This is a genomic window from Methanoregula formicica SMSP, from assembly GCF_000327485.1.
Classification (GTDB): Archaea; Halobacteriota; Methanomicrobia; order Methanomicrobiales; family Methanospirillaceae; genus Methanoregula; species Methanoregula formicica.
Genome location: NC_019943.1, coordinates 2,343,590 through 2,367,936, shown reverse-complemented (window position 1 = coordinate 2,367,936; position 24,347 = coordinate 2,343,590). Strand labels below are relative to the sequence as shown.

Genomic DNA, 24,347 nt, shown 5'->3' with positions numbered 1-24,347 from the left:
GAGAAGATTTTCCATGAGGAAAATCTTCGACTTCCGAGTGGCCATCAGGCCAGGAGAGTTACTTGGTTCCTGATGCCCGCTCGATCTCCTTTCTCAGGACCTCGCTGACCAGTTTCCCGTCAACGGAGCCCCGCACCTCTGCCATAACCACGCCCATTAAGGGCCCGAGCGCCCCTTTGCCCTTCTGCGCGACAAAGTCCGAGCGTTCGGCAATAATCTTCCGGACAATCGCTTCGAGTTCTTCGCGCGAGACTGCGGGCGCCAGTTTCTTTAAGGACTCCTCAAAGGAGCTGCCGGCCGCAATGCTCCGGAAGATCTCGGGAATTGCCTCGCGTGCGGCCTTCCCTCCCTCAACGGCATGCCAGGTATCAAGATATGCCTGGTCGGGGATTTTCGCGATGTCGATGCCGTCCCTCCGCAACTCTGTTGCGGTCGAGAGGATAGTGAACGCCGCGAGCTTGGCCCTGATGCCTTCTTTCACTGCCCGCTCGAAGAGCGGGAGCTTCTCGGAGCCGGCCAGCTGGAGGGCGTACGGCAGCTCGATCTCGTACTCCTTTGCGTACCGCTCTGCCCGGGCCGTCAGGAGCTCGGGAATCTTCACCGCATTCCAGCGTGCCTCGCTGATGGTAACCGGGAGCACGTCCGTCTCCGGGTACATCCGGGCAGCGCCCGGCAGCGGGCGCATATATGCGGTGCTTCCCGATTCGAGCATCTTCCGCGTCTCTTCGGGAACCGGCTTGTCGGAGAGCGCGATCTGCGCCCTTGTCACGACCTGGGCAATGGCACAGGAAGCCTGTTTCTCGCTTGTGCCGGACGCAATGATGACGCAGTCCCTCTCTCCGGCCTTCAGGTGCGTACGGATCATTGCGACCTCTTCTGCGGTGACGCCGTAGGCCGGCAGCTCGTCCGTGTGGAAAATCCCGCCCACGCCGCACTTCTTGGCGTAATCGGACATCTCGCTCCCGAGCCTCCGCTCCGGCTGGATCTCGCGGCCGACAAGGCCCGCAAAGCCCGGGAGCACGATGGCGTGGATCTTCTTTGCCTTCTTCAGCACTGCGGACTTCGTCTCTTTGAAGAGCTCCGTCACATCAGTCCCGGTTGTTGCACCGATTGTTGCGCCGCGGCCCTTCAGTTCGTCGCGGATAGCGAGCAGGTTCGTCTGCCGCTGCACCTCGCGCCGGACCACTTCGGCAATCAGGTCCAGTTCCTGCACACCCTTGATCTCCACGCGGGCGCCGGCCGCGATCGAGATGTTGACGTCCTGCCGGATCGTCCCGATGCCGCGCTTGACCTTGCCCGTTGAGCGGAGCACCATGCCGATATACTCCGCCACCTTCTGCACATCCTCGGGAGTGTGCATGCAGGGCGATGTGGTGATCTCGATTAAGGGGATGCCGAGCCGGTCCAGGGAAAAGACCTCGTCCTTCACCCGCTGGCAGGCCTCCTCCTCGAGGCAGATCGTCTCGATCTCCCCGCTGTTCGGCAGTTTCCCGTTCAGGGCAACGAGCGCCGTCCGCTGGAACCCGCTGGTGTTGGAGCCGTCGATGACGAGCTTCCTCATCGTGTGCACCTGCGGGACGGGCGTCATGCCAAACATCTTCCCGATGGTGAGGCAAACCGAGAGTGCCTCATCGTTCATCGGTGCCGGGGGCTCCTCGTCATTCTCTACCAGGCAGGTGGTGTCGTACGCATAGTAGAGGAACTTTCGGTCGCTCTTCATCTCCTCTTTTGCCGCCCGGTCGATCTCGCCCATCTCGGAGACGGTCGCCCGCAGGTAGCGCGAGAACTCGCCGTTATGCTCCGCAATCTCGCGGAGCGTTGTGGGGCAGTGGCAGAAGAGCTTCTCCGCTGTGTCGAGCTGCTGGTGGATCTCGATCCCGGCAACCAGGCCGGCCTTCTTATAATCCATGGCCGCTCCTCCGCGTGCACTCGCCTTTGAGAGCGGTCTGCATCATGGCAGCCGCTTTCGTTTTGTCCTTCTCATTGCCCAGCACCCACATCAGCTTGACGAGTGCCGCCTCGGGAAGCATGTCGCCGCCCTCGATGACGCCGGCAGCAAGCAGGTCGCGGCCGGTGTCGTACACCCGGTCGCAGACCCGGCCGTGCATGCACTGCGAGGTCATGACAATGAGCGTCCCGCCCTCTGCGAGGCGTTTCAGCCCGGGGATGAGCGCTGTGCTCGTATGCCCGAGCCCCGTTCCTGCAATGACGAGCCCGTGGTATCCCTCGTACGCCTTCAGGATATCGGGTGACAATCCCGGGAAGAACTGGATGAGGGCGCAGTGCGGGTCGAGCTGGTCGCGGAGGGCCAGTTTGTGCGTCCCGCGTTTGACCGCATCCGGAGCAAGCGTCACCTTCCGTGAAGAGTACTCAATGCTCCCGATGGCGTCAGCACCGAGGCTCCGGAATGCATCGCGCCGGGAGGTGTGCATCTTGCGGACCCGGGTGCCCCGGTGGATAGCGCAGGTGTCGTCGTTCGTGGTCGCGTGCATCACGACTGCGACCTCGCCGAGATCGCTTGTTGCTGCTGCCGCCGCACAGACCGCGTTCATGGCATTGTCGCTCGAAGGCCGGTCGGCCGAGCGCTGCGAACCGACAAAGACGATCGGCACCGGGGTGTCGAGCATGAAGCTGAGCGCTGCAGCGCTGTACGCCATGGTGTCGGTACCGTGGGTGACGATGATGCCCTTTGCGCCCCTTTTGATCTCCTCGTACACCGCCCGGGCCAGCTGCTGCCAGATGGCGGGCGTCATATTCTCCGAGAGGATGGTGGCGAGCGGGATCGTCCGGTAATTGGCAATCGAGGCAAGTTCCGGGATGGCAACAAGGATGTCGCTTGCATTGAACTGGCTCGTGACCGAGCCGGTGCGGTAGTCGATCCGGCTTGCTATCGTGCCGCCCGTCGAGACGATCGAAAGATTGGGGAGGCTGCTGTTCTGCGTAACCTCGTATGGTTTTACTCTGGCAGGTGCCGGGCGCTCCACGAACGTGCAGGCCTGTGGCGGCACGCCGATATTGTAGCCCGATCCGAGCTTGATGACGGCCATGCCGTCCCGCCCGGTGATGTAAATCCCCTCCAGCAGCTTTCCGCCATAGGCACACTGTACGATATCCCCGGATACGAACTCTGTTGTTATGCTACCAGCCTCCGTGCTGTGTCGGTGAGGTCAGTGGATCTCTTTTTTTGGTTCGTGAACTTTTCCCGGATGAGTTCACTGTCCTTTGCTGCCTGTTTCTTCCGGGCGGCAATTGCCTTCTTTGTCGCCTTCGGCGCCGGTCCGCCGATAATGTCCCGGACAGCAACCGAATAGCCTGCATCAAGGACTTCGGTTATCTCTTTCTGGGTGAGCCCCATCTTCTTCAGTGAAATTCCCGGTGCAACTTCGGTGGCTGCCTTTTCGAGGGTTGCAAGCGTGAGGCTGCCCTTCTGCACCGCCCGGCCTACGATCGAGTGTGCCGTGCGGAACGGGATGTCGTACGAGCGCACGAGCGTGTCGGCAAGTTCCGTTGCCGTGGAGAAGCCCTGTCCTGCCTCCTCCCGCATCCGCTTTGTGTCAAATTTCGCGGTCTCGAGCATGCCAAGGAGGATCCACGTGCTGATCCCCGCGCTGTGCACCCCGCGCCAGAGGTTTGGCGTCAGTTCCTGGAGGTCGCGGTTGTAACTCATCGGCAGGCCCTTTGTGATGGTGAACGCGGCTGCAAGAGAACCAAAGACCGTGCCGGTCTTCGCCCGCATGATCTCGGCGGTGTCCGGGTTCTTCTTCTGGGGCATGATGGACGAGGTGGAGCAGTAGGTGTCGTCCATCTCCACGAACTTCACAAACGAGGTGCTCCAGATCACAAGCTCCTCGCAGAGCCGGCTCGTGTTCGCCATGTGGATGGAGAGATCGGCAAGGGTTTCGAGCGCGAAGTCCCGGGTGGCGACAGCGTCCATGCTGTTCTCGACAAGCCCGTCGAACCCGAGGAGAGATGCGGTGTACTCCCGGTCAATGGGGTAGCCGGTGGAGGCGAACGCGGCTGCGCCCAGCGGGCACAGGTTGACGCGGGCGTACGCGTCCTTCAGCCGGTCGAAGTCCCGGCTGAATGCCTGTTCGTAGGCAAGGAGGTGATGGGCAAGGGTAGTTGGCTGGGCGTGCTGGAGGTGGGTGAACCCCGGCATGATATTCTCCGTGTGCTTCTCTGCAAGCTCAAGGAGGATGTCCCGCAGCCCCGCAATGAGGATCATCTGGAAGAGCAGTTTCTCCCGCAGGGCGATCCGGATGCAGGTCGCGACCTCGTCATTTCTCGACCGGGCCATGTGCATCCGTCCCCCGGCTTCCGGCCCCGCAGCTTCGATGACAAGTGACTCGATCCCCGCGTGCACGTCCTCGAACCGATCGTCGAAGACGTCCTCCGGTATCCCCTTGTCGGCGAGCTTCAGCAGCACCTTAAGGATCTGCTTTGTGGTCTTCCGCTCATTGATCTTCTGCCGGTCGAGCATCAGCACGTGGGCAATGTCCACGAGCAGGTCGGCCTCCGCGAGATAGCGGTCCGCGTCCATCGAGGAGAGGAACTCCTGCATGTCGGAGTCCCGCTCTCCGGAGAGGCGCCCCCGCCTCACAACATCCGTTCGCATCCGTTCACCCTTTTTCATTACCGTTATTATTGGTCATAATGCCATTAAAGCCACGCCTTGCGTGCCGCGAGCTCGATCGCCTGCTGCACGGACTCCCGGGGGATGATGGTCGCAACCGGGACGTGCACGAGCTGCTCGATGATGCTCGAGACGATCGGGGCACAGACGATCGCGATCGCCCCTTCCCGCTCAGCCCGGACCGCGGCAACGATTGCGTCCTCCATCGTGTGGACAGGATACTCCCGCACCCGCATGCGGTGGCCGTCGATCTCCGCCATCCGTTCCTCTACGCTCTCGAGCACCGGGCGTGCAGCGATGAGGCCGATGAAGTCCTCGTTCCCTACGTGGTAGAGCTGCCGCAGGGCCCTGACGATCGCCCGCAGGGTCGAGAGGTTGGGCGACCTCCGCCCGTGCAGGATCTTGTAGAGCGAGCTCTGGGCGATCCCGCTCTTCTCCGAGAGTTCCCGCACGCTGATCCGCAGGTCGTGCCTGAGGAGGTCGTTTAAGGCCGTAACGAACTCCTCGTCCGAGACGAGTGCAGCGCGCATGATCCGGTCAATCGGGTCCACCTGTACCATATGATAGACACAAAAGGGCCAATCAAAGAAAAATATTTTCTTTTTGTCCTAAAATGCGCCGGGTGAAAACCGGGGAAAATGGACAGTAATGCCAAAAAACCTCTCTTATTGTAGAACTTTTGCAGACTTTTAAGACAAAAAGAGAGAAATTATGGCTGAATCGGGTAGTTTTTAATAATCCCCGGACAACACTCCCGTATGAAATCTTCCACAATCATGGCAATCGCCTCCCTTGCGGTTGTCCTCCTCCTGCTTGTGGCCGGCTGCACCCAGCCGGCAGGCACTTCTGACACGAAGACCAGCAAAGCACCTGTCGATGAACTCGTCATCGGTTACCAGCCCAGCACCCACCAGATGGCCTTTATCACTGCCATGGAGAAAAGCTGGTGGCAGCAGGACCTCGCTCCGCTCGGCGTTAAAAAGGTCTCCGACAAGGTCTTCCCGAGCGGCCCCTCCGAGATGCAGGCCATGCAGGCCGGCGATCTCGATGTCGCCTATGTCGGCGCAGCCCCGTTCCTGACCGCGGTCAGCACCGGCCTTGACGCAAAGATCGTTGCCGGTGTCAACACCCAGGGATCAGACCTTGTCGTTGCCAACAACATCGAATATACGGGCCCCGAGAGTTTAAAAGGCAAGACCATCGGCACGTTTGCCGTTGGCAGCATCCAGGACACCATCCTCCGCGACTGGCTCAAGAAGAACAACATCGACCCCGACAAGGACCTGACGATCGCCCCCATGTCCCCGGGTGATGCGGTAACGGCCATCCTGGCCGGCAAAGTCGATGCCGTCTTCCTCCCGACCCCGTCCCCGAGCACCATCGTCAACCAGGGCAAGGGCAAAATCGTTGTCCATTCCGGTGAGATGTACCCCAACCACACCTGCTGTGTCCTTGTGGTCAGTGGCAAACTGATCCGCGAACACCCGGAGATCGTAAAGCAGATCATCGCGACAAACGACAAGGCAGTTGCCTGGAACATCCAGAACCGCGACGAGGCTGCCGTCATCTATGCCAACAAGACCAGCGCAAAACTCGAGGATGTCAAGGTCTCCCTTGCAGAGTGGGACGGCAACTGGGCCTCGGACCCGAACATCATCGTGGACCCGGTCTTAAGCTATGCAAAGATCCAGTACGACCTCGGGTACATCAAGAAACCGCTCACAAAGGACGAGATCTTTGACCTCTCGTTCTACCAGAAGAGCTGAATTAACCAACCCTTTTTTTCCCTTGAACTCCTTTACTATACAGGAAAATCCGCACTCTCTTGAGGACACCCATGGGAAAACATGCGAAGAATGGCAGGGACTGGCGGCTTGGTGTGCTTGCCATCGTGTTAGCACTCATCGCCTGGCAATTCATTGCGTCAGTCATCATCCGCTACCCGTTCATCCTCCCGGCGCCGACCGATGTCGCGTCCGCGTTTGTCAACCTTGTCCAAGACGGCGATATCTTCATCGACCTTGGGACAAGTCTCGTCCACTTCGCCATAGGCCTGTTCCTTGCGCTCATCGTCGGCATCCCGCTTGGGATCATCATGGGGTGGAACCGCCGTATCGAGGCGCTGGTAGACCCGTTGATCGAGCTCCTCCGGCCGATCCCCCCGCTTGCCTGGATCCCGTTTGCCATCATCTGGTTTGGGCTCACCTCGTTCTCGGCCGGTTTTATCATCTTTATCGGGGCGCTCTTTCCCATCATCATCAACACCTACAGCGGCTTCCGCGGCGTGCCCCGCGTCTTTGTCGAAGCGGCAAAGATGCTCGGGTGTACAAAAGACCTCCCGCTGATCCGGTACATCGCGTTTCCGGCAGCCCTTCCCTCTGTTGCCGCCGGGATCCGGATCGCAACGGGTGTTGGCTGGATGTGCCTTGTCGCCGCCGAGCTCTTCGGGGTCTCGAACTACGGCCTTGGCCAGAAACTCTGGTTCTACTACTCCCTCCACCAGATGGACAGCGTTGTCGTGTACATGATCCTGCTTGGCCTCATCGGCCTTGCGTTCGACATGGTCTTCCGGCATTATATCGACAAGAAGTTCCTGAAGTGGCGGACCGGGGAGGTGGCGTGAGATGGGCGACTTGGTGATCCGGAACCTGAACCAGTCGTTCCCCCGCGACGACGGGTCGCGGCTCGTGGTGCTGGATGACCTCAGCCTCACGGTACAGGACAAGGAGTTTGTCTGCATCCTTGGCTCCTCGGGCTGCGGCAAGACAACGCTGCTCCGCATGATCGCCGGCCTCGACACGGCGGAGTCCGGCTCGGTCGTGCTCGACGGCGAGGAGATCCGGGGCCCGAACCCGAAGGTCGGGATGGTCTTCCAGGAGTACTCCCTTTTCCCGTGGCGGACGGTCATCGACAACATCGCCTTCGGCCTTGAGATGCGGGGCATGCCAAAGGGGGAGCGGCACCGGGTTGCAGAAGAGTACCTTGAGCTGGTCAACCTCAGCCAGTTCCGTGACAGTTTCCCCTCGGAACTCTCGGGCGGGATGCGGCAGCGGGTGGCCGTTGCCCGGGCGCTGGCGCTCGACCCGGTCCTCCTTTTGATGGACGAGCCGTTCGGGGCGCTCGACGCCCAGACCCGCAACAAGCTCCAGATCGAGCTCCTCGAGATCTGGGAGAAGACGAAAAAGACGGTGGTCTTTATCACCCATAGCGTGGACGAGGCGGTCTTCCTCGCGGACCGGATTGTCGTCATGACGCCACGGCCGGGCCGGATCTGCCAGGTCTTCGAGATCCGGCTCCCGCGTCCCCGTGACCGGACGGACCGGGAGTTTGCAGAGCTCCGGCGCGAGGTCCTCGACCTTATAAACCAGCACTGTAGTATCCAGTAAGGTTTAATACGGCACATATCCATTTTATACAAGCAGTTTGAGGAGCGTACCGGACCGATATCTGTCTCAATACCTGATATTCCGGACCGCTTTTTGAAAAAGTATCCATTTGGAGTTGGACGCGATGGTTAGAAAACCGGCAAAGATGTACAGGGACGTTGCCAAGAAGGCCTACACACGGCGCGAATACATGGGCGGTGTTCCCGGCAACAAGATCGTGCAGTTCGAGATGGGCAACCTCTCGCAGGAATTCCCGACCGAAGTTGACCTGGTTGTTGAAGAGGCCTGCCAGATCCGGCACAGTTCCTTAGAGGCAGCCCGCATCACTATCAACCGCCGGCTCCTAAAGGATGTCGGCCGTTCCAACTTCCATTTCAAGGTCCGCGTCTTCCCCCACCATGTCCTGCGCGAGAACAAGCAGGCAACCGGCGCCGGTGCCGACCGTGTCTCGGAAGGGATGCGCCTCGCCTTTGGCAAGGCAGTCGGTACCGCGGCCCGCGTCATCCCCGGCCAGGCTGTCATGACGGTCTTCTCCACTGCACAGTACCTCGAGAAGGTCAAGGACGCGATGCGCCACGGCGCCCACAAACTCCCGAGCCCGGCACACCTGAAGGTCAAGACCATCAAGGTCAGCGGCAGAGTCGTTGCAGCACCGAAGCTCGTCGGTGAGAAGGTTGTTGCAGCGCCGGTCGTTACCGAAGAGGCGGCAGCTGAGCCGGCAAAGGACGCCAAGGGTGCAGCACCTGCAAAGGGCGGCAAGGAAGCCGCACCGGCCAAGGACGCGAAGGGCGGTGCCCCGGCCAAGGCCGACGACAAGAAGGGTGCAGCCCCGGCAAAGGGCGGCAAGAAGTAATATTTTTCTTTTCTCTTCACCGTTTTTCGTTCATTTTAACCAGTCTTTCTTCCGGTCGGGAGCGGTTGCTGGTTGTCTCGTTGTGAGCCGGCCAGGGAGCGATGACCGGGTTTTTCCGGTACCAGCCCCTCCCCCGGGCGCCTCACCCGTACCCGATAAACCCGGCAATCCCCCGCTTCCGTGCCCCGAAGTAGATCTCCCGCTCGCTCATGGTGGAGACATCCTCGATGGTGAAATGCACGTCAGGATAGCCGGTCTTCAGCACTTCAAGCAACCTGCCGGCCTCTTTCCTGGGCGCCATGCTGATGAGGACGGCAACTGCAGGTACGAACTGGCCCGAGCCGTTGATCCGCGTTGTCCCGTACCCGAGGTTTCCAAGATGGCTGATGAGCGGCGCGGGATCTTGTGTGCAGAAGATCCGGACAATGACGGTGCCAAGACCGATCCAGGACTCGATGGTCATCCCGAGGAGTGTCCCGATCCCATACCCCAGCATATAGGCGAGAATACCGGGAATATTGTTGAGGTTTGTCAGCACAAGACCGGTGGAGAGTACCCAGATCCCGATCTTGAGTGTCCCGATCGCAGAAGCGAGGTATTTGTGGCCTTTTGTCACGTAGACAAGCCGGACAGTCTCCATTGCTGTCTCGACAATCCGTGCAAGGAGGATGATGAGCGGTAAAGCAAGATCCATTGCGCATCCATGACCTGTGTCCGCAACTCACGTACGGTAATCTAGGCGTATACGTCCGGGAGTATGTATGCTTTGTGGGGGCGCCGGTGGAGATGCAAACAAGAAACATTTTATTATAAAACATATGATATTGTTATTGTGAATATTGTCCCCTGCTGATACTTTGTGCCTACATCCCTCGTCCGCAGGAGCCGTGTTCGCGCGCCTTCAAACATATACTCACCTTTGAGCATGCAAGGAGAAATCCGACCGGGCCCGGTATGCAGGCCCGGCAGTTTTTTTTTATGCCTTGGTGAACACCTCTCTCTGTCAGGAACACCCTCATCTGGCTCCAACCCTGCCCCGAAGAACCATTCCGGTCTTTCCCGTGTCTCACCTTAAAAAAGGTTTGACATTTCCCTGGACACTGGTGGAGCAGGAGGGAGGGATTCATCCTCATAACTGAGGAATTCACCTGTGCACAAATAATTATTATTTATATAATTCCGGCCTCAATTGGATTGTTAAAGAGAATGATCTCATCATGGGATCGCAGGAAGGGAAATCACCGGTTGCCCGGCTGGTGTTGTTCATGGTCTGCCTGTCGGTTGCCGGGGCATTCGTTGCCGGGCTGCATTATTACACGGTTGACCTGCCGCAGCAGAATGCGGTGCAGGCACCGGAGAACATCCTGAGTGATGAATACCAGAGGATCTAGGCTGCCTGCAGAGCATCATGCCAGTGTTATGTCGGGGCTTTGTTGGTCCATATATCCATCACGTGCCTGTATGGTTGCGATGATATCCAGGCAGCCTGCAGCGGCCAGACGGGCTCATAACCGGAGTGCTCCGGCAGGGTTTTTCACCGCAGGTCATCGACAAAGACATGGCAGCCCGAGCACCACCAGCCGACAGGTACATTCTTCAGCTTCCCGGCTGGCCCGCGAACCCGGATGTGTGCCCGGTACAGGTGCAGGCACCGGTTGCTGCCGGATTGTGTACGGCAGCCGTTCGGGCAGGGAGGGCTCGTGCACATACGATGCGGTTTGTCACCGGGCGGTCCGATAAAACCTGCGGGTGAGTGGGCGGACTGCGCCGGCCCGGGGCTTTGCAGGGTATCCCGACAAGATCCCTTTTTTATCCACGGCCTCACACGCATGGGTTTCCCCCGGAACGTGGCATTGCCAACAGACCTGCCTGCCGGTTCTGCCATGCAGAATGCTTTGGCAAATTACTATTATCTCACCCCTGATATGCAAGTATATCCAGTAAGAGACTGGATGAGTGTGGAGAAGATGAATGCTGGTGAATTTGCAGAAATCCATGAAGCGTGGGCGGAAGTGATGGCAGCCTTTGAAGAGGCGGAAGTGCCGTTCGAAGCGGAACAGGTGGCAGGCGCTGGGACGTTTACCGCTGGTGCAACACCGGTTGCGACAGCACGGTGACCGGGCTTGCCGGAAAAACTCTTTTTTCTTTTGTTCTCTTGTTGTGTGGCCCGGGGTTTCGGGAAAATTTTGTTTTATTATCTGCTTTTCTGGAACTGGAACGCGGGCACCTTCCGGAAATTCTCGTAATAATTCCCCAAAAGATCGGCTTCCTGTTCCCTGAGGTTATGCGGGAGGACTTTCTGTCCGATGATCTGGTACGAGAACTGTACCTCGTGCCCCTGCCAGTCTTTCCCGCAAAGTTCGGGCAGGCGCCCCGCGATATCCCCTGACTGGCCGATATACAGGATCTCCCTTGATTTGGCGTCCGCGAGCAGGTAGAGGCCGGCACCTTCACCCGCTTCACGGGCATGTTCCGGGCGGAGGGGTTTGTGCTCTGTCCATTCCATGCCCATCCAGTCACTATCGCCCGGGTTCCCCACGGGTTCCAGCGGGGTGATGCCGGGGAATCCTGCCGGATTGTCCTTCTGGTTATTGGCAAGCCTCCCGCCCCGTCGCCCCTCACTCCGGGTCGTGGACTTCCGGTACCGCGGGTGGAACCGGCCGAAGTTGCAGAGCGGGGATTCGCCGGTCTCCTGCCGGTACCGGTAGAGCAGGAAGTTCTCCATTCCTTTCCGTCCGCTCACCGATGCATCGAGCGGGGCGGAGGAGACTTCAAGCATGACCGGTTCCGTATCGTCAGTTTCACCACCGGAAGATGGACGAGGGGGTGCGTTACTCCCTTTGGATGGTGCCACGGGTGTTCCGGTGTCTTTAGCCAGGCCCCACTCTACCCACCAGCTCCAGAGTCCCGGTGCTTCGGCATACGGGTCGCTCCAGGGCATGAGGTCTCCCCGCCGGAGAGTCTGCCGGAGCCCTGAGAGTCTCTTGTGGAGCGACTGACCGGTCTCGCCGATGTACATCAGGAGGTCCTGGTTATTCGGGCGGATGCGATAGATCCCCGGCGCTTTCTGGATATACCAGAATTCCCGCGGTGCATTGAAGGGCACCCACGGCGACCAGTCAAGCTCGAGCCAGTTCTCTTCCAAAAAATCCATACGCGTTCTCTGGTTATTTCGTAGACGTGCGATCAGATGAATGCTTTCAGGGTGGAGGGGAGCCGAAATTGTTTGCTTTATGAAGCTGTCCGGGATGGCTTACCGTCAGCGGCAGGTGTTAAGTATTCCTTAATAGATGCACCTGTATCAAGTTCACTCCCGAATTCGATAGGTTTATGGTCTATCGTAATCCGGAAATCCTGCACATCAAGTGCGACAGCAAAAAACCTGGTGACCAGAGAATTCAGGAGATCCCCGGCTTCTCCCGGTATGCGCCGGCGGGAACCACGATCTCGAACCGTGCACCCTTCCCCGCCTCCCCGGTCTCCCGGATTCCCATGCCCGTCAGGCTGAGGATCTCCTTTGCGAGGAACATCCCAAAGCCAGTGTTTCTCCCGAAGCCCCGGTCGAAGATACGCTCTTTCTCGCCCGGCGGGATACCGACGCCGTTATCTTCCCAGACGATCGTAAGCCCCCCGCCCGTCCGGTGCGAAGAGACCCGGATCTCCGTTACGTGCTCCCCGTGACGCAGGCAGTTGTCCAGGAGGTTTGAGAAGACCCTGTCGAAGAGCGGGTCAGCGTAGACCTCGATGCCCCCGATGTCCGTGACGAACCGGATCCCCTCGGCCGGCAGGAGTGCCCGGGCCTGGAGGACGACTGCCTCCATGTCCTGCCAGGATGGTTCATTTGTCCCGAGGTCCTGGTACGCGTTCATGAATGCGATCTGGCGTTCGATAGCGGCAATCGCGATCTCCTTCTTCGCGATGAACTCCCGGATCTTCTGTGGGTCGTTTAACATCGCTTTTGTGAGCTCCAGCCAGCCCTTCAGGGCCGAGACCTGGTTCGTGAGATCGTGCCGGGTGACATCGGTGAGGAGGCCGAGGTGCCGGTTGGCCTGCCGGAGTGCATCCTCCGCCCGCTTACGGTCGGTGATCTCTTTTGAGGAACAGATGCAGGTGATAACAGAGCCCGTCTCGTCCCTGATGGGCGTGATGGTGGTGATGTAGTACCGGTCGCCGCCGGGATGCGGGACCCGGACCTCGATGACATCGCCCCTGCCCGTGGCAAAGACGCGGGAGAGCGGGCCAAAGCGCTTGTCCGCCTCATCCCTGTCGAAGACATCCCAGATCTTCTTCCCGATGATCTCGTCCACGGTCTTTAGCACGCCGTCGGCAAAGGCCTTGTTAACGTACCGGTAGGTCCCGTCCGGGTAGAACGAGAAGACGGGGTCGGGGGACTCGTGGAGGAGGATGCGGTACTTCTCCTCGCTCTCGCGGAGCGAGATCTCCGCCTTGCGCTGCTCGGTGAGGTCTCGGTAGATGCCGAGGATGGCGGGCTTGCCGTGGAAGTCGATTAAGTCCACGATGAAGTCCCCCTCCCGGAGTTCGCCGCTCTTTGTCACCAGCCGGGCGGTGAAGGTCGGAGGCACAGCCTCCCCGGCAAACCGCCTCCGCGCTGCATCCTGCAGCCGGCCCCGGTCATCCGGGTGGACCAGGTCCCAGAGGTTGATCTGCATGAGCTCGTCAATGGTGTACCCGGTCACCTCAGCCGATCGCCGGTTGACGAACCAGAGCCGGTTGTCCTTGTGAATGTAGACGGCATCGCGGCTGTTCTCGACCACGAGCCGGTATTTCTCCTCGTTCTCCTGCAGGGACTCTTCGGCCCGCTTCCGTTCGGTGATGTCGGTGAGGAATATCATGACGGCCGGGCGTCCTTCCCACGAGATGAGGATCCCGCTTGCGTCCACCCAGCAGGTGCTCTTGTCCTTGCGGCGAAGCCGGAAGGAGTACCGCGGGTCGGCCTCGCCCCGGAGCCTGCGGTTGTACTGCTCCATGACCACGGCCCGGTCGTCTTCGTGGATCAGGGTGCTGATGGAGACGGACGGGAGTTCCTTTTCCCGATACCCGAGGAGTTCTGCCAGCTGCGGGTTGGCCATCCGCAGGAATTCGTCCTGAACCACGCAGATGGCTTCCGAGGCGTTCCGGATGAGGTTCCGGTAGTCCTGCCTGGTCTTCTTTAAGGCCACTTCTGCCTGGCGCCGCGAGACGGCCTGCCGCACCTTGTGGGCCAGTTCGGCAAACTGGGACTTTGGTTCCCCGCCTTTCTGGAGGTAGAAGTCGGCGCCCTCGTTTAAGGCCTGGATCACCACCTCCTCCCGGCCCCGACCGGTGAAGAGGATGAAGGGGATGGTGTCTCCCGATTTCCGTACCTGTTGTAAGAACGCGATGCCATCCATCTCCGGCATCTGGTAGTCGGAGACGATCGCGTCAAAGGCCTGTTCCTGCAAGAGAACGAGAGCCTCCGGCGCCGAGGTGGCGGTCCCGACAGAGAAGTCCCCGGTCCGCTCAAGGTAGATCTTGGCAATGTCGAGAAGCGGAGCCTCGTCGTCGACGTAGAGTACGGAGATCATCGGGCAGAATCCTGTACTTAACTGGTTTTTTCCACGGTTAATTTTTTTCCGGGATGAGGGTGAGGGTTGCAGGGAATAGCGGGAAAACCGGGACCTATCCCGATTGTACCCCCTGGCTGGAATATTTCCTGGTGGGGGTTGAGGTCTCGCTGCACCGGGTGAAAGAGCGTGTGCTGCTGCTTTCGTCTGACGAGCACCGGAAGATCGCCGGGGGACAGGTTGCGCTGTCTGGTCGCCAGATGAAGATCATTGAGTTCATCCATGCGAACAGTTCGGTAAAAACACGTGATCTTGTAGTGATGTTCAAGGTCTCGCGACAAGCAACATGAAAAATAATTCTGGCAAGCCAGAGTGACCGTGTGCTTGAGGCGATTAAGTCTGGCTTACCAGAATATGGTTCTGGCCTCACCGGGGCATTATTGCCCGTGAGCGAAGCCAACAGCCGGACCCGAATATCTCCATCCTGTATCTATAAAAATAGGGACTGTTTCAGAAACTACGTGCTGCATTCTGCGTCCCCTCATGCAGGCCGTGCCCGGCCCGGTCCCCCGCCCATTTTCCTCCCGCGTCCAAAATGTATTTATTCATATAAAATATGATACATGAAACAGGTGACGCCATGAACAAAAAAGCCCTTTTGACCTTCACGAAAAAGGACGAGGAATTCGTCAGTGCGCTGGTGGCGACCGGCACCCCGCGGACGGTTGCCCGGGTTTTGGTCTATCTCTTCAAGAACACGGAGGGGACGATGCGGGAGATCGAGCACGGGACCGACTTGAACGAGCCGCAGGTGAGCATCGCGCTGAAACACATGGAGGACCACGACTGGATCTCGGTTTCGGCAGTTGCGGGTTCCGGGATGGGACGGCCGAGCAAGAAAGTGGCGCTGAAGATCCCGGTCCGTGAGATCGTGGACATGATCGAGGAAGCGCAGAAGAGCGCAATAGAGAACCGGCTTGCCCTCTTGAAAAAAGCAAAGGGGTATGTGGCGTAACCGGGTGGCCGGCGGGAGCGGACCCGGAGCTGATGGCGGGGATCATGCCGGGGTTGTAGTTTTTTGTCCGGTATAATTTGCCATTAGCGGCAGTTGTTACGTAGTGCTTAATAACTGAACCTGCATTGAGTTCCCCGGCCCCTGCAGGAAACAGGTTACATGCTCCCGGCCATGGGCGCACCGTTTCAGGGTTACTGCCGGACGATCGTTTTTTTGCCCGGGTACCTGCCAGGCCGGCTTGCAATGCAGGGAGCATCCTTCCCGGGGTGATCGTGGGTGTAACGGATCCCGCTTCCGGTCGTGTCGGCAACCGGAAGAGTGGTCTTCTTGGAGTTTTCTCTTTCCGTACTCCGTATTTTTGAAAATTCTTCCGGCCCGAGCATCGACTCGATAAGCGAATTGTCAAAGGCCTCAAGGCGCTTTACTAGCGGTGAATCTTCATTGATGGAATACAGCGGGGTCCTGCCGTTTTTCCGGACCTGTATCATGTCCCGGTCTGAGAACTTCCTTATCGCCTTTGCAATCGATTGCCGAGTCAGGCCGCTCTCTTCCACGAGTTCGGCCATCTCAAATTCAATCCCGTACATCGGCAGGAGGAACTGGAGGAGCCGCGTCTCGCAGGTGTCTCCGAGTAATCCTCCGAATGGCTGGTCCATGTAGATACTCCGTTTTTAATATATGCTTTCCCGGGTTAAAATTATTGTTAAAAAAAGTTAACAGAATTGATCAGTCCAGGTGGTGGGTGCGCCCTCCCCCAAGGGGTGTCACGTTCAGGCCATGTTCGTTCAGGACGGACCAGGTCTTGGCAAGATCGCAGATGTAGTACTTCGGGTCGTCCTTTCTTATTGTTGCGACATATCCCCGGTTTTTCAGGGTTGCAATGGCGTTGCTGTAGTCCTGATCGTATTTTTTCCGGAGAATTTTTTTTAGTTTTTTGCTGTGATAGCCGGCACTTGCCTTGAAATTTTTGTTACGGTAGAGGATGTAAAGGATTTGGATCTCCATGCCGGTCAGATCGCAGGGCATGAATACTAGTATGCAATAAAATTATAAAAAGAGATATTTCTCTCCAGCAAGTATTCATCGCTTTCCCGTGGGTTCATTTTGTTCCCCGTGGAACGGAACGTTCCTGAACGTCTCTTCGGTTCAATCCGCTGTGGGCCAGGCCCTCCATGCAGTGAATTTTTCAGAGAGCATCAATCTTTTTGAAAAACTGGTGCGTTTGTAAAAATTCCAGGACCCCGTTCAGGCCTTTTTCGAGATATAGTGCCCCGATGAGCATCTCGAAACGGTCTGCGAGCATGTCTGTTGATTCCTGGTTCCAGATTTTTTTCATCCGCTGGTCCGATCCCCAGAGAATGTATTCCTGCAGGTGCAGGCAGTCCCGGGCATACCGGTGGAGGGTGGTGTTATTGCCGTACTGCTCCCGGAAATCGTTGATCTTTTGCGGGGTGACTGTTTCATTGACGGGGAAATTTGCGATGATTGCGTAATCCAGGACAAAGTCGCCAAGGGTCGCGAGGCTGTGTTCTTCATGAATTGTTTTGAGTTGTTCGAACGGGATTTTTTCATTCAGGAATGCATTGCTGATGATCGCGCTGATCAGGCGCTCTTTATTCTCAACGGGAAACCTGAGGAGGAATGTTTCTGCGGGATAACAGATCCTGTCGCGATAACAAATCCAGTCGCTCATGTCATCCATACGCGATATTGTCATTCTCGTTATAAAAATCCTGTGAATATTTCTTGGGGGGATTCCCGGGAGGATGGGATGGGGGGGTGGAGGGAACCTGTCTGATACCATTGTTGCCGGATTCTTCGTTTCCGGAAGTTCTGTTCCTGCAGAGCTTCTGTCACGCAGGGACTGGTTTTTTTATCTGTACGGACCCTGTCTACTTTTGCGCAATAATGAAAACCGATCTCCTTGAATAATATGCCTGATTTCAAATTGTCTGTTATCCCGGATTAGCGGGGAAAGTCTTGCTGGAAATATTTCAAAAGGGTATTATATTTCAGAAAGCGATTCTCGTTCCTGTGGTACCTGATGGATTATAAGCAGGTTTGGGTAAAACTCAAGCATTTTTTTAATTTTATCACGATTGATGTATTTTTTGTCTTGTTCGGGTTTGTGGCAAGTGTCGTGGCAATCATTACGTTCATCTTCGGCTCATTGAACACGGTTGTCTCTTCCGGGGCTTTCCCGGTGCTGTCCGTCCTGGCCCTGGTGATATCCGTGGTAATAATGTTTATTGGGGCTTTGTGGATTTATCATGGGCGCACGAACCAGATCCCGATAGTCAGGCGATCGTTTTTTACCGATCACGACCTGGAAAAAAGCATCCTGCAGGCAAACAGGAGTGTCCAGTTTGTTTTTATATTCATGCAGCGGCTTGATTTTATCCTTGAGATACTCACCCGGAAACTCCAGAAAGATTCCCATTTTGTCGTTGAGATCTACATGGTCAAGAGAAAAAGGAAAAACTCAGAAACGAGTTACCTCCGGCTGCGCCAGGCAGATGAATACAGCAACACTGCGTCGGTCAGAGGAATGAACCAGAACCTCTTTGAGATCTTCACCTTCCTCCTTGAACATCACCAGAATGTTTCGATCCCCATCAGAAATTTCCAGATCAAGGAATATGATTTCATGCCATCGATCTGCATGTACATCTTTGACAAGAAGAAGCTGGTCTTTGGCCCCTATATCGCCAAACCCTGCGATGACATTCCTCTCATCACTATCGAGGGGAGCGATGATGACTGCTGGCCGAATACTCCGAACAATGATGTAGTCTCCGCGTATAACAATATCCAGTCCCATTTCAGGATTCTCGGAGGTACAGGGTACCCCTATAACAAACCCAGAAAGAACAAACAGTACCCGCGGCGTTTCTCATTCTGGGATGGTGAATTTAATGTTCCGATCCATACCCTCATCAAAACTTGTTCGTATCAACTGGATCTCCAACTGAATTCCCAGAACCTGGTGGCATTTTCCGAGTTCCTCGATGTGGAAAATGAACTGTTCCGCGACCAGATCATGGATGCACTGGGAAAAGACCGTGACGAAGCACGATTCGATGCCGTGATGAGGCACCTTTCCGATGCACTGACCATTGTCCCTGCTATCGAGACCAGCGATAATATCCAGGAGTGCATTGAGGTTGTGATGCACCTTGCGGTCAGAAGTGCCATACATATCAATGCGAACAAAAACCGTCGTCACAATGTCCTGCGGCTTGAACAGGCACGTGGGCGGATCGAATCGTACCAGTTCTGGCTGCAGACAACCCGTCATGGCGATGGCAGTGAGCTGCTGAAAAAATTCTATACCAGCATCGTGGAATACCAGGACCAGATTGCTTCAAGCAACCTGGATCTCACGATGACTCCATTAGAGATAAAAACGCTGGCCAGGTACGTTGACAAAATGCGCAGGAGCCGCCAGGAAGTCATTCACGTGCTGGATAAGGAGTTTATCCGAAAAAAACTATGAACGCCCCGGATTTCGTTTGCCCGGCAGATATATTACCGAGCAATTCTCCGCGGCTCAATCAGTTAACTTCCCGGTTCTGCCAACCCGGCTGCAATCTGCCCGTAAAATTCGTGTCGAACAGCGTTTCGCGCATTATCAAGCACAAGATATATAACATACTCAATGAAACCATAGCTAATCACAACTGCGGCGAATCATTTCTTCCCCGCACGTGTGGGAACCACAAACGCCCCCTGGCAAAACTCCGGATCTTCCGGGGAACAGCTGAAGGGGCTGCGACGACAGCAGTGCGGGACCGTTACGCTGGTTGAGCGTACGCTCTCCCGCCTCTAAAAAACGTGCCGGCCGTGCACAAAAAAACCGGCCCGGGCAGGAGGGTTCGGGATTACCCCCGTTGAATGGATGTGACTGCCCGGAAGAAAACGAACAAGGTCGTAATACTATTGAACCCGTTCACATCGACAAAAGCAGGGCCGCCGGTACTTTTTCCCGGCTGCCGGATCATTTCAGCAGGAGGATCGCAGGCAGGAACCCGGGCCGGAGCCGGGCCGGGTGGGCCAGCCCCGGAGTATAAATCATTGTGAAATCTCCGGCCCCTGCCGGAAGTACTCGAAATATTTCTCGCAACTGTCATCCTGTACCACATAAACAACATCCAGCGACCGTTTGACGCTGCGAAAATATCCCGGCACGTACTTCAGGATATTTCCGAACTCCACACCGCTCCTCGTGTCGGGCATGATGACGAGGCCGCGAAGGAGCCGGATGGCACACTCTTCGTTGATCGTGACGGTGGAATACGAATACGGGATCTTTCTGCAATCTTCTGAACCTTTCGTGCACCCTTTTTCTTCTTCCGTCCAGTGCAGGATATAGAAGCTGGTCTCTTTGTGCTCGTCAACCTTCAGATAAATGTCCGTTCCTTTCGAGATCCGTTTCATGGTGTACGGTGAAAGCTTTCGCGAGCGGAAGAGGGGGATGCCGGTCGCGGGGTCGGTGCCGGGGGTTTTGTCAGGGGTTGTTGTGTCGGGCATAGTGAGGTCATCTCGCGGCATTACATCCATCAACTTGTATATTGATCTCTTTATTGGATATATTTATCCATTGGTATGATGATTACATACTTGGTATATCTGGGCAGAAAAAGTATGCGATGGGCCTTACAACAATCAAAATCCAGACAGAGACACGGGATAAGTTAGCGGATCTGGGAAAGAAGTCAGAGAGTTATGATACCATTCTCAACCGGCTGATCGATTTTTACCGGGACAACGCGAAGAAGGAGTGAATCTTTTTTGACCCCTTACCTGTCATCCCATTCATGGATCCATGTAAACTGCTGTTCCGGGAAGATCATCCCGACTTCGTTGCTCTGGGGAGAGCCCGAGACACGAAAGACTAGGGTAAACGGCTCATCGGTGTCAAAGAACTGTGGATAACGGTAGTCGAGATCGAAATACTTGAAGAAGAAAAAGCTTTTCTTGCTCTCGCTTGTGGAAGGGGAAGGAAATTCTGACTCGATGGGTTCGAGATGTTTATGATGGAACCAGCGTCGCTTGTCGGCACTCAATACTTCGGGATAGATCAGTGCTTCCTTATAGTCTCCAATTTTCATAAGACGGGTTTCTATCCCCAATGTCTGACCAGGAAAGATTATGCCAGAAATTTTTGTGTAAGAATAATATTTCGGATCAGGGTTGAAGATCTTGCAGTAAATACGGAAGCTGTTGTCTTGGGTAATCTCCGGAGTGATCTTTTGTCTCACGGTGTCTTTGTAATAGTGCAGGTGCTCAAAAGGCGGCGTATCTTTTGGGCCACCATGCGATGCCTCAACCCACTTTTTTTTGGGATAGATTGCAATTCCCAGGACACAGGGCCACGGCCCTTCGACAAACATTGGATCTGACATACGGGAACGTATCATCGCATGGAATAAATATATTTTTTCCATTTTTATTTATCAGAACGGGGGAATTTCTTCGCCATTCTGCCAGTATATTCCCGGTACGGACCTGTGCCCAAAGCAGTCACTTTGGGTTATTTTCCGGAAACAAAGACAAAAATTTATAATCTCATACAATATATTCCCCCGTGTAATACATGAGGTGTGGCGCATTATGGCTGAAGGAACCGTATCAAAGGCTAATGAATCAAATGGTATCAGCGATCTGATCAATACATTTCTGGGGATCATCCCCCCATTTATGATCTCAGCATACACCATACTCGATACCGGTTTTAGATCATTAAGCCCAACAACATCCCTCGTCTATCTGTGGTTTGGTGTTTTTATTGCATTGTTGATCTTTGCTTTCTGTGAGGGATACTTCGCGGCAGGCAATCCCCCCATTTCGCGTATAGATTTCCGACGAATTGTCGCTTCAGTGAAACCCGGTGATATTTCCCGATCGGAAAAAACATTGTTCGATGATCTTAAGGTGGAGTGGTCTAAAAATGCCAAACGGGGAAAACAGGGGACTATCAAATCCCTGGCATTTTTCGGGTATGTTGCAGCAATCGGCGGGCCCTTTACATATATCTCTTATCTCTCTGGATTCTCGTGGGTGGGATTCTACGGTACGGTAATTGCCGTGTTCGCCATGCTCGGTATATATGCAATCTCTAACTGGTGGAAATAATTTTTAAAAATTTTTTCCCGAGTGCACGATGAGATGCATGCATCGTTTCGCAGGGGGAAATATCGCATTCAATCCATGAAGGAGATAAAATATGACAGATGCATCCGGTCCGGACAGCATAGACAAAGATGAAAGCGTGATTGTTGTATCTGATCTCCATCTCGGGGGAGAATTCGGTCACGAAACCTCAGGCAGGTTCTGTAATTTCCTTGAGGCAGTCTCACGATTCTCGGGAAAAGCCCCCTTTTCCCGCGAGCAGCAGTTCCGGATCGGCGGTATCGACAAGGTTTTCAAGCCCCCGAAAAAGATCATCCTGCTCGGCGACATCCTTGAATTCTGGGCCAGCCGCTGCCGGAACCGTGATTATGTCACGCTTGATGCCTTGAAGCCGTTTGCACAATTGCAGGAAATGGACTGCGATGTTGTTTACGTCACCGGAAACCATGATGAAGACGTAGAGGAAATCATCGATGCGGCGAATTTTGAGAACAAAAAAAAGACCTCTCCTGAGAAAGATTCAATCGACCTGTTCACGCAGAACACTAAGAAGTTCTCTCTCCACAAGAAGCACTATATTCCGGGCAGGAACGGGGAGGGTCTGGAGGTCGGGGGTGTCCATTATGCCTTCCTTCACGGCCACCAGTTTGACCAGCAGCAGTTGCCTTATTCCATTGGTGAGTGTATCGGGGCCCGGTTCGATCCGATCAGTTATATTGCCGATATTGCCAATACCCAGGCGGCAAAAAAAGTCACACCGGTGATTGCAGGTGCGCTTGTGGTGATCTGGATCGCTCTTGCCGTAGTGCTTGGCAACCGGGAGAATGGCCCTCTTGTCAGCGCGCTGACGCTGATACTCGGTGGGGTGATTGTCGCAAGCCTCGTGAATACTGTTGTATTGTTCGGGAGCGGATGCCAGAAAAAGATTTCAATACTCCAGGTCAGGCCGATACAGATCCTCCAGGGTGTTGCTGCATTTTTCGCGCTTCTGCTTACCGGATTAATCCTGCTGGGCTTTGTTGTCCCTTGGATCCATAATGTCCTGTTCCTGGTCATCTTTGCTATCTTTTCCCTGCTTGTAGCGTTCACCGCGGTTCCGATACTGGTCGTGTCTTTACAAAAGAAGTTCTATTCCTTCTGGCAGAAAACGACCAGTATCAAAGGCTCGGACGTTGAAAAGATCATCCCGAAGGAAAAATCGAGCGCGAGTGATTTCAACCCGGAAAAGTACTCTCTCACCGCTGACGTCGTTGTGTTCGGTCACACACATTGTGCAAATATGCCCGAAAGTAAGCACTTTGTCAGAAAGAAGTCTCAAGAGTATACCGGTCCGGAACGGGTGTTCTTCTGCAATACTGGAGACTGGGAACGGGATCCGGCCATGCCTTTGACGAAAGAATGCCCGTTCAAGGAAACGTTCGTGTATATCGATCACGACGGGCTGTTCCTGATGCGATGGGATGATAAAGGAAAGGAAAAGATTCAGTTCATTAAGCGTATCCCGGCAGCCATGATAACGCATAATGTGATCCCATAAATCTCTTTGTCATGCCGGAAATAACCGAAGTCTGGGGACAGCTATTATACCATATATGGTCCTCTCATTTTTCATGACCGGTAACATTCAGGACGCAGCTCATCATTTAGCCAGCGATGGATTTTCAGAAATCATCCAGTAATCCCCATTGGTTTTTCTGACCGGTAGACACTTGCGTTAGAAACCGTTTATAGAGCAATTTCCTGTCGATAGTGTGGACAATTGAGATCCCGCCTTAAGCCCGTGAACCGGAATCATCAGTGGGGTCGTTGTTCTCAGCAATCAGTTACCTTCACGGACCCCACTCATTGAAACCATTAAACCAGACGAACCAAAGGGCATGAACAGAAATAACCCGACGAAGTGACGACCCCCCGCCGGTGGGTGCACGGGGAGGGATTCAATATCCGGGGGTCTCCCCGTATTTTTTTTAATTTGCCGGGGATTTTTCACCGGGACTTTTTCCGGCGGATGTTTCTTTTGACAAGAGTTGGTGACTGGTGACATTTCCTGGAATATCCGTATTCGGACATGGCTATTGGTGCCGGGGGCGTCCAAGCGGAAGTGATTTTGATCCGGAAACGAAACGAACATTTGGTCACCAGTGCACCGGTATTGATATTTGCGGGCAGGGAGAAAAATATGTCGACTATAGTCTGCGATAGAAATTACCCTCTTTTCATCCGAATCACACTCAGTGAACATGCGCGAGGAAGAAATTTTTGGCAGAATGCTGCAGGAAGAGCGGAAAGCCAAAAATATTTCCCAGGAGAAGCTTGCAAAACTCGCCGGCCTTGACCGGACGTTTATCAGTCTCATCGAAAATGGAAAGCGGAGCCCGACATTTTCGACTATTCTGAAGATCTGTTCATCTCTTGATATTGCTCCATCGGAACTGTTCTCAATTTACGAGAAGAAGGATCCGGATTACCGGATAAGGAAAGGCGGGAAGCAATAGAGATTTTACGCTCATCGGGGCGGGCCCCGGAGTTTTTTAAAATCATTTTGTAACCCCCATTGGTTTTTCCGACCGGTAGACACTTGCGTTAGAAACCGTTTATAGAGCAATTTCCTGTCGATAGTGTGGACAATTGAGATCCCGCCTTAAACCCGTGAACCGGAATCATCGGCAGGGTCGTTGTTCTCAGCAATCAGTTACCTTCACGGACCCCAATCATTGAGACCATTAAACCTGATAAACAAAAGGGCATGAACAGAAATAACCTGACGAAGTGACGACCCCAGCCG

At 55.3% G+C, this 24,347-nt stretch carries 27 protein-coding genes; 13 read left to right on the top strand and 14 right to left on the bottom strand.

All coding sequences use genetic code 11. From position 1 onward, the window contains the following. Positions 1–58: 58 nt before the first annotated feature. Genes gatE through METFOR_RS11755 form a run of 4 tightly spaced genes read right to left on the bottom strand, consistent with a single transcriptional unit; the run spans position 59 to position 5,193 of the window. A complete protein-coding gene (gene gatE, locus METFOR_RS11770; RefSeq protein WP_015286374.1) occupies positions 59–1,909 on the bottom strand; it encodes a Glu-tRNA(Gln) amidotransferase subunit GatE in 1,851 nt (616 codons plus the stop codon). Continuing rightward, positions 1,899–3,137: a Glu-tRNA(Gln) amidotransferase subunit GatD gene (gene gatD / locus METFOR_RS11765; RefSeq protein ID WP_048110981.1), complete on the bottom strand. Its 1,239-nt coding sequence runs from the start codon at positions 3,135–3,137 to the stop codon at positions 1,899–1,901. Before gatD ends, gatE begins: the two co-directional genes overlap by 11 nt. Then, positions 3,134–4,615, bottom strand: coding sequence for an argininosuccinate lyase (argH, locus tag METFOR_RS11760; protein WP_048111382.1), 1,482 nt, complete (start codon positions 4,613–4,615; stop codon positions 3,134–3,136). Before argH ends, gatD begins: the two co-directional genes overlap by 4 nt. 44 nt (positions 4,616–4,659) lie before the next feature. After that, positions 4,660–5,193: a helix-turn-helix domain-containing protein gene (locus tag METFOR_RS11755; protein ID WP_015286371.1), complete on the bottom strand. Its 534-nt coding sequence runs from the start codon at positions 5,191–5,193 to the stop codon at positions 4,660–4,662. A gap of 198 nt (positions 5,194–5,391) precedes the next feature. Between METFOR_RS11755 and METFOR_RS11750 the strand changes: the two genes are divergently transcribed. The 4 genes from METFOR_RS11750 (at position 5,392) to METFOR_RS11735 (ending at position 8,872) form a co-directional block, all read left to right on the top strand. Continuing rightward, positions 5,392–6,399: an ABC transporter substrate-binding protein gene (locus METFOR_RS11750; protein WP_015286370.1), complete on the top strand. Its 1,008-nt coding sequence runs from the start codon at positions 5,392–5,394 to the stop codon at positions 6,397–6,399. Positions 6,400–6,470: 71 nt separating this feature from the next. After that, a complete protein-coding gene (locus METFOR_RS11745) occupies positions 6,471–7,256 on the top strand; it encodes an ABC transporter permease (RefSeq protein WP_015286369.1) in 786 nt (261 codons plus the stop codon). A gap of 1 nt (position 7,257) precedes the next feature. Beyond that, positions 7,258–8,019: an ABC transporter ATP-binding protein gene (locus METFOR_RS11740; RefSeq protein WP_015286368.1), complete on the top strand. Its 762-nt coding sequence runs from the start codon at positions 7,258–7,260 to the stop codon at positions 8,017–8,019. A gap of 124 nt (positions 8,020–8,143) precedes the next feature. Continuing rightward, positions 8,144–8,872: a 50S ribosomal protein L16 gene (locus tag METFOR_RS11735; RefSeq protein WP_015286367.1), complete on the top strand. Its 729-nt coding sequence runs from the start codon at positions 8,144–8,146 to the stop codon at positions 8,870–8,872. 142 nt (positions 8,873–9,014) lie between these two features. Here the strand turns inward: METFOR_RS11735 and METFOR_RS11730 are convergent, their stop codons facing one another. Next, complete coding sequence (locus METFOR_RS11730; RefSeq protein WP_015286366.1) at positions 9,015–9,566, bottom strand: DUF2179 domain-containing protein; 552 nt, start codon at positions 9,564–9,566, stop codon at positions 9,015–9,017. 523 nt (positions 9,567–10,089) lie between these two features. On the opposite strand from METFOR_RS11730, the gene METFOR_RS15655 reads away from it, so the two are divergent. After that, entirely contained in the window at positions 10,090–10,263 is a 174-nt protein-coding gene (locus METFOR_RS15655) for a hypothetical protein (protein ID WP_015286365.1), read from the top strand. A 143-nt stretch (positions 10,264–10,406) separates the two neighbouring features. On the opposite strand, the gene METFOR_RS15650 is transcribed toward METFOR_RS15655, so the two are convergent. Next, complete coding sequence (locus METFOR_RS15650) at positions 10,407–10,580, bottom strand: hypothetical protein (protein ID WP_158491385.1); 174 nt, start codon at positions 10,578–10,580, stop codon at positions 10,407–10,409. Between the two features lie 121 nt (positions 10,581–10,701). Here METFOR_RS15650 and METFOR_RS11725 point away from each other — a divergent pair, with 121 nt between their 5' ends. Then, on the top strand, positions 10,702–10,989 hold the full coding sequence (locus METFOR_RS11725) for a hypothetical protein (RefSeq protein ID WP_148277684.1): 288 nt from the start codon (positions 10,702–10,704) through the stop codon (positions 10,987–10,989). Positions 10,990–11,066: 77 nt separating this feature from the next. On the opposite strand, the gene METFOR_RS11720 is transcribed toward METFOR_RS11725, so the two are convergent. Together METFOR_RS11720 and METFOR_RS14690 are read right to left on the bottom strand one after the other, a co-directional pair. Further along, complete coding sequence (locus METFOR_RS11720) at positions 11,067–12,026, bottom strand: hypothetical protein (RefSeq protein ID WP_015286363.1); 960 nt, start codon at positions 12,024–12,026, stop codon at positions 11,067–11,069. Between the two features lie 244 nt (positions 12,027–12,270). Continuing rightward, on the bottom strand, positions 12,271–14,436 hold the full coding sequence (locus tag METFOR_RS14690; protein WP_015286362.1) for a response regulator: 2,166 nt from the start codon (positions 14,434–14,436) through the stop codon (positions 12,271–12,273). Between the two features lie 53 nt (positions 14,437–14,489). Here METFOR_RS14690 and METFOR_RS11710 point away from each other — a divergent pair, with 53 nt between their 5' ends. Both METFOR_RS11710 and METFOR_RS11705 read left to right on the top strand, forming a co-directional pair. Beyond that, positions 14,490–14,765 (top strand): Fic family protein, encoded by a 276-nt coding sequence (locus METFOR_RS11710; protein ID WP_015286361.1) that lies wholly within the window; start codon positions 14,490–14,492, stop codon positions 14,763–14,765. A gap of 290 nt (positions 14,766–15,055) precedes the next feature. Further along, on the top strand, positions 15,056–15,430 hold the full coding sequence (locus METFOR_RS11705) for a transcriptional regulator (protein ID WP_015286360.1): 375 nt from the start codon (positions 15,056–15,058) through the stop codon (positions 15,428–15,430). Between the two features lie 191 nt (positions 15,431–15,621). On the opposite strand, the gene METFOR_RS11700 is transcribed toward METFOR_RS11705, so the two are convergent. The 4 genes from METFOR_RS11700 to METFOR_RS15440 all read right to left on the bottom strand — a co-directional run bounded on the left by METFOR_RS11700 (position 15,622) and on the right by METFOR_RS15440 (position 17,870). Then, positions 15,622–16,086 (bottom strand): hypothetical protein, encoded by a 465-nt coding sequence (locus tag METFOR_RS11700; RefSeq protein ID WP_015286359.1) that lies wholly within the window; start codon positions 16,084–16,086, stop codon positions 15,622–15,624. A 70-nt stretch (positions 16,087–16,156) separates the two neighbouring features. Beyond that, the gene (locus METFOR_RS11695; protein WP_015286358.1) at positions 16,157–16,456 is read right to left on the bottom strand and encodes a hypothetical protein; all 300 of its coding nucleotides are present in this window, start codon (positions 16,454–16,456) and stop codon (positions 16,157–16,159) included. Positions 16,457–16,616: 160 nt separating this feature from the next. Further along, positions 16,617–17,132: a ribonuclease III domain-containing protein gene (locus tag METFOR_RS11690; protein ID WP_048110979.1), complete on the bottom strand. Its 516-nt coding sequence runs from the start codon at positions 17,130–17,132 to the stop codon at positions 16,617–16,619. Positions 17,133–17,597: 465 nt separating this feature from the next. Then, entirely contained in the window at positions 17,598–17,870 is a 273-nt protein-coding gene (locus METFOR_RS15440) for a hypothetical protein (protein ID WP_148277683.1), read from the bottom strand. An 18-nt stretch (positions 17,871–17,888) separates the two neighbouring features. Here METFOR_RS15440 and METFOR_RS11685 point away from each other — a divergent pair, with 18 nt between their 5' ends. Continuing rightward, the gene (locus tag METFOR_RS11685) at positions 17,889–18,926 is read left to right on the top strand and encodes a hypothetical protein (RefSeq protein ID WP_148277682.1); all 1,038 of its coding nucleotides are present in this window, start codon (positions 17,889–17,891) and stop codon (positions 18,924–18,926) included. A 575-nt stretch (positions 18,927–19,501) separates the two neighbouring features. Here the strand turns inward: METFOR_RS11685 and METFOR_RS11680 are convergent. Beyond that, the gene (locus METFOR_RS11680) at positions 19,502–19,981 is read right to left on the bottom strand and encodes a hypothetical protein (protein WP_148277681.1); all 480 of its coding nucleotides are present in this window, start codon (positions 19,979–19,981) and stop codon (positions 19,502–19,504) included. Positions 19,982–20,079: 98 nt separating this feature from the next. On the opposite strand from METFOR_RS11680, the gene METFOR_RS16075 reads away from it, so the two are divergent. Beyond that, a complete protein-coding gene (locus METFOR_RS16075) occupies positions 20,080–20,214 on the top strand; it encodes a DUF7557 family protein (protein ID WP_267878657.1) in 135 nt (44 codons plus the stop codon). A 15-nt stretch (positions 20,215–20,229) separates the two neighbouring features. Here METFOR_RS16075 and METFOR_RS11675 read toward each other — a convergent pair whose 3' ends face one another. Continuing rightward, complete coding sequence (locus tag METFOR_RS11675) at positions 20,230–20,835, bottom strand: hypothetical protein (RefSeq protein ID WP_015286352.1); 606 nt, start codon at positions 20,833–20,835, stop codon at positions 20,230–20,232. A 208-nt stretch (positions 20,836–21,043) separates the two neighbouring features. Between METFOR_RS11675 and METFOR_RS11670 the strand changes: the two genes are divergently transcribed. From METFOR_RS11670 to METFOR_RS11660, 3 genes are all read left to right on the top strand, one after another. Next, positions 21,044–21,565: a hypothetical protein gene (locus METFOR_RS11670; protein ID WP_015286351.1), complete on the top strand. Its 522-nt coding sequence runs from the start codon at positions 21,044–21,046 to the stop codon at positions 21,563–21,565. Between the two features lie 91 nt (positions 21,566–21,656). Next, the gene (locus METFOR_RS11665; protein ID WP_015286350.1) at positions 21,657–23,099 is read left to right on the top strand and encodes a metallophosphoesterase; all 1,443 of its coding nucleotides are present in this window, start codon (positions 21,657–21,659) and stop codon (positions 23,097–23,099) included. A 703-nt stretch (positions 23,100–23,802) separates the two neighbouring features. Continuing rightward, on the top strand, positions 23,803–24,057 hold the full coding sequence (locus tag METFOR_RS11660; protein WP_015286349.1) for a helix-turn-helix domain-containing protein: 255 nt from the start codon (positions 23,803–23,805) through the stop codon (positions 24,055–24,057). Positions 24,058–24,347 lie beyond the last annotated feature (290 nt).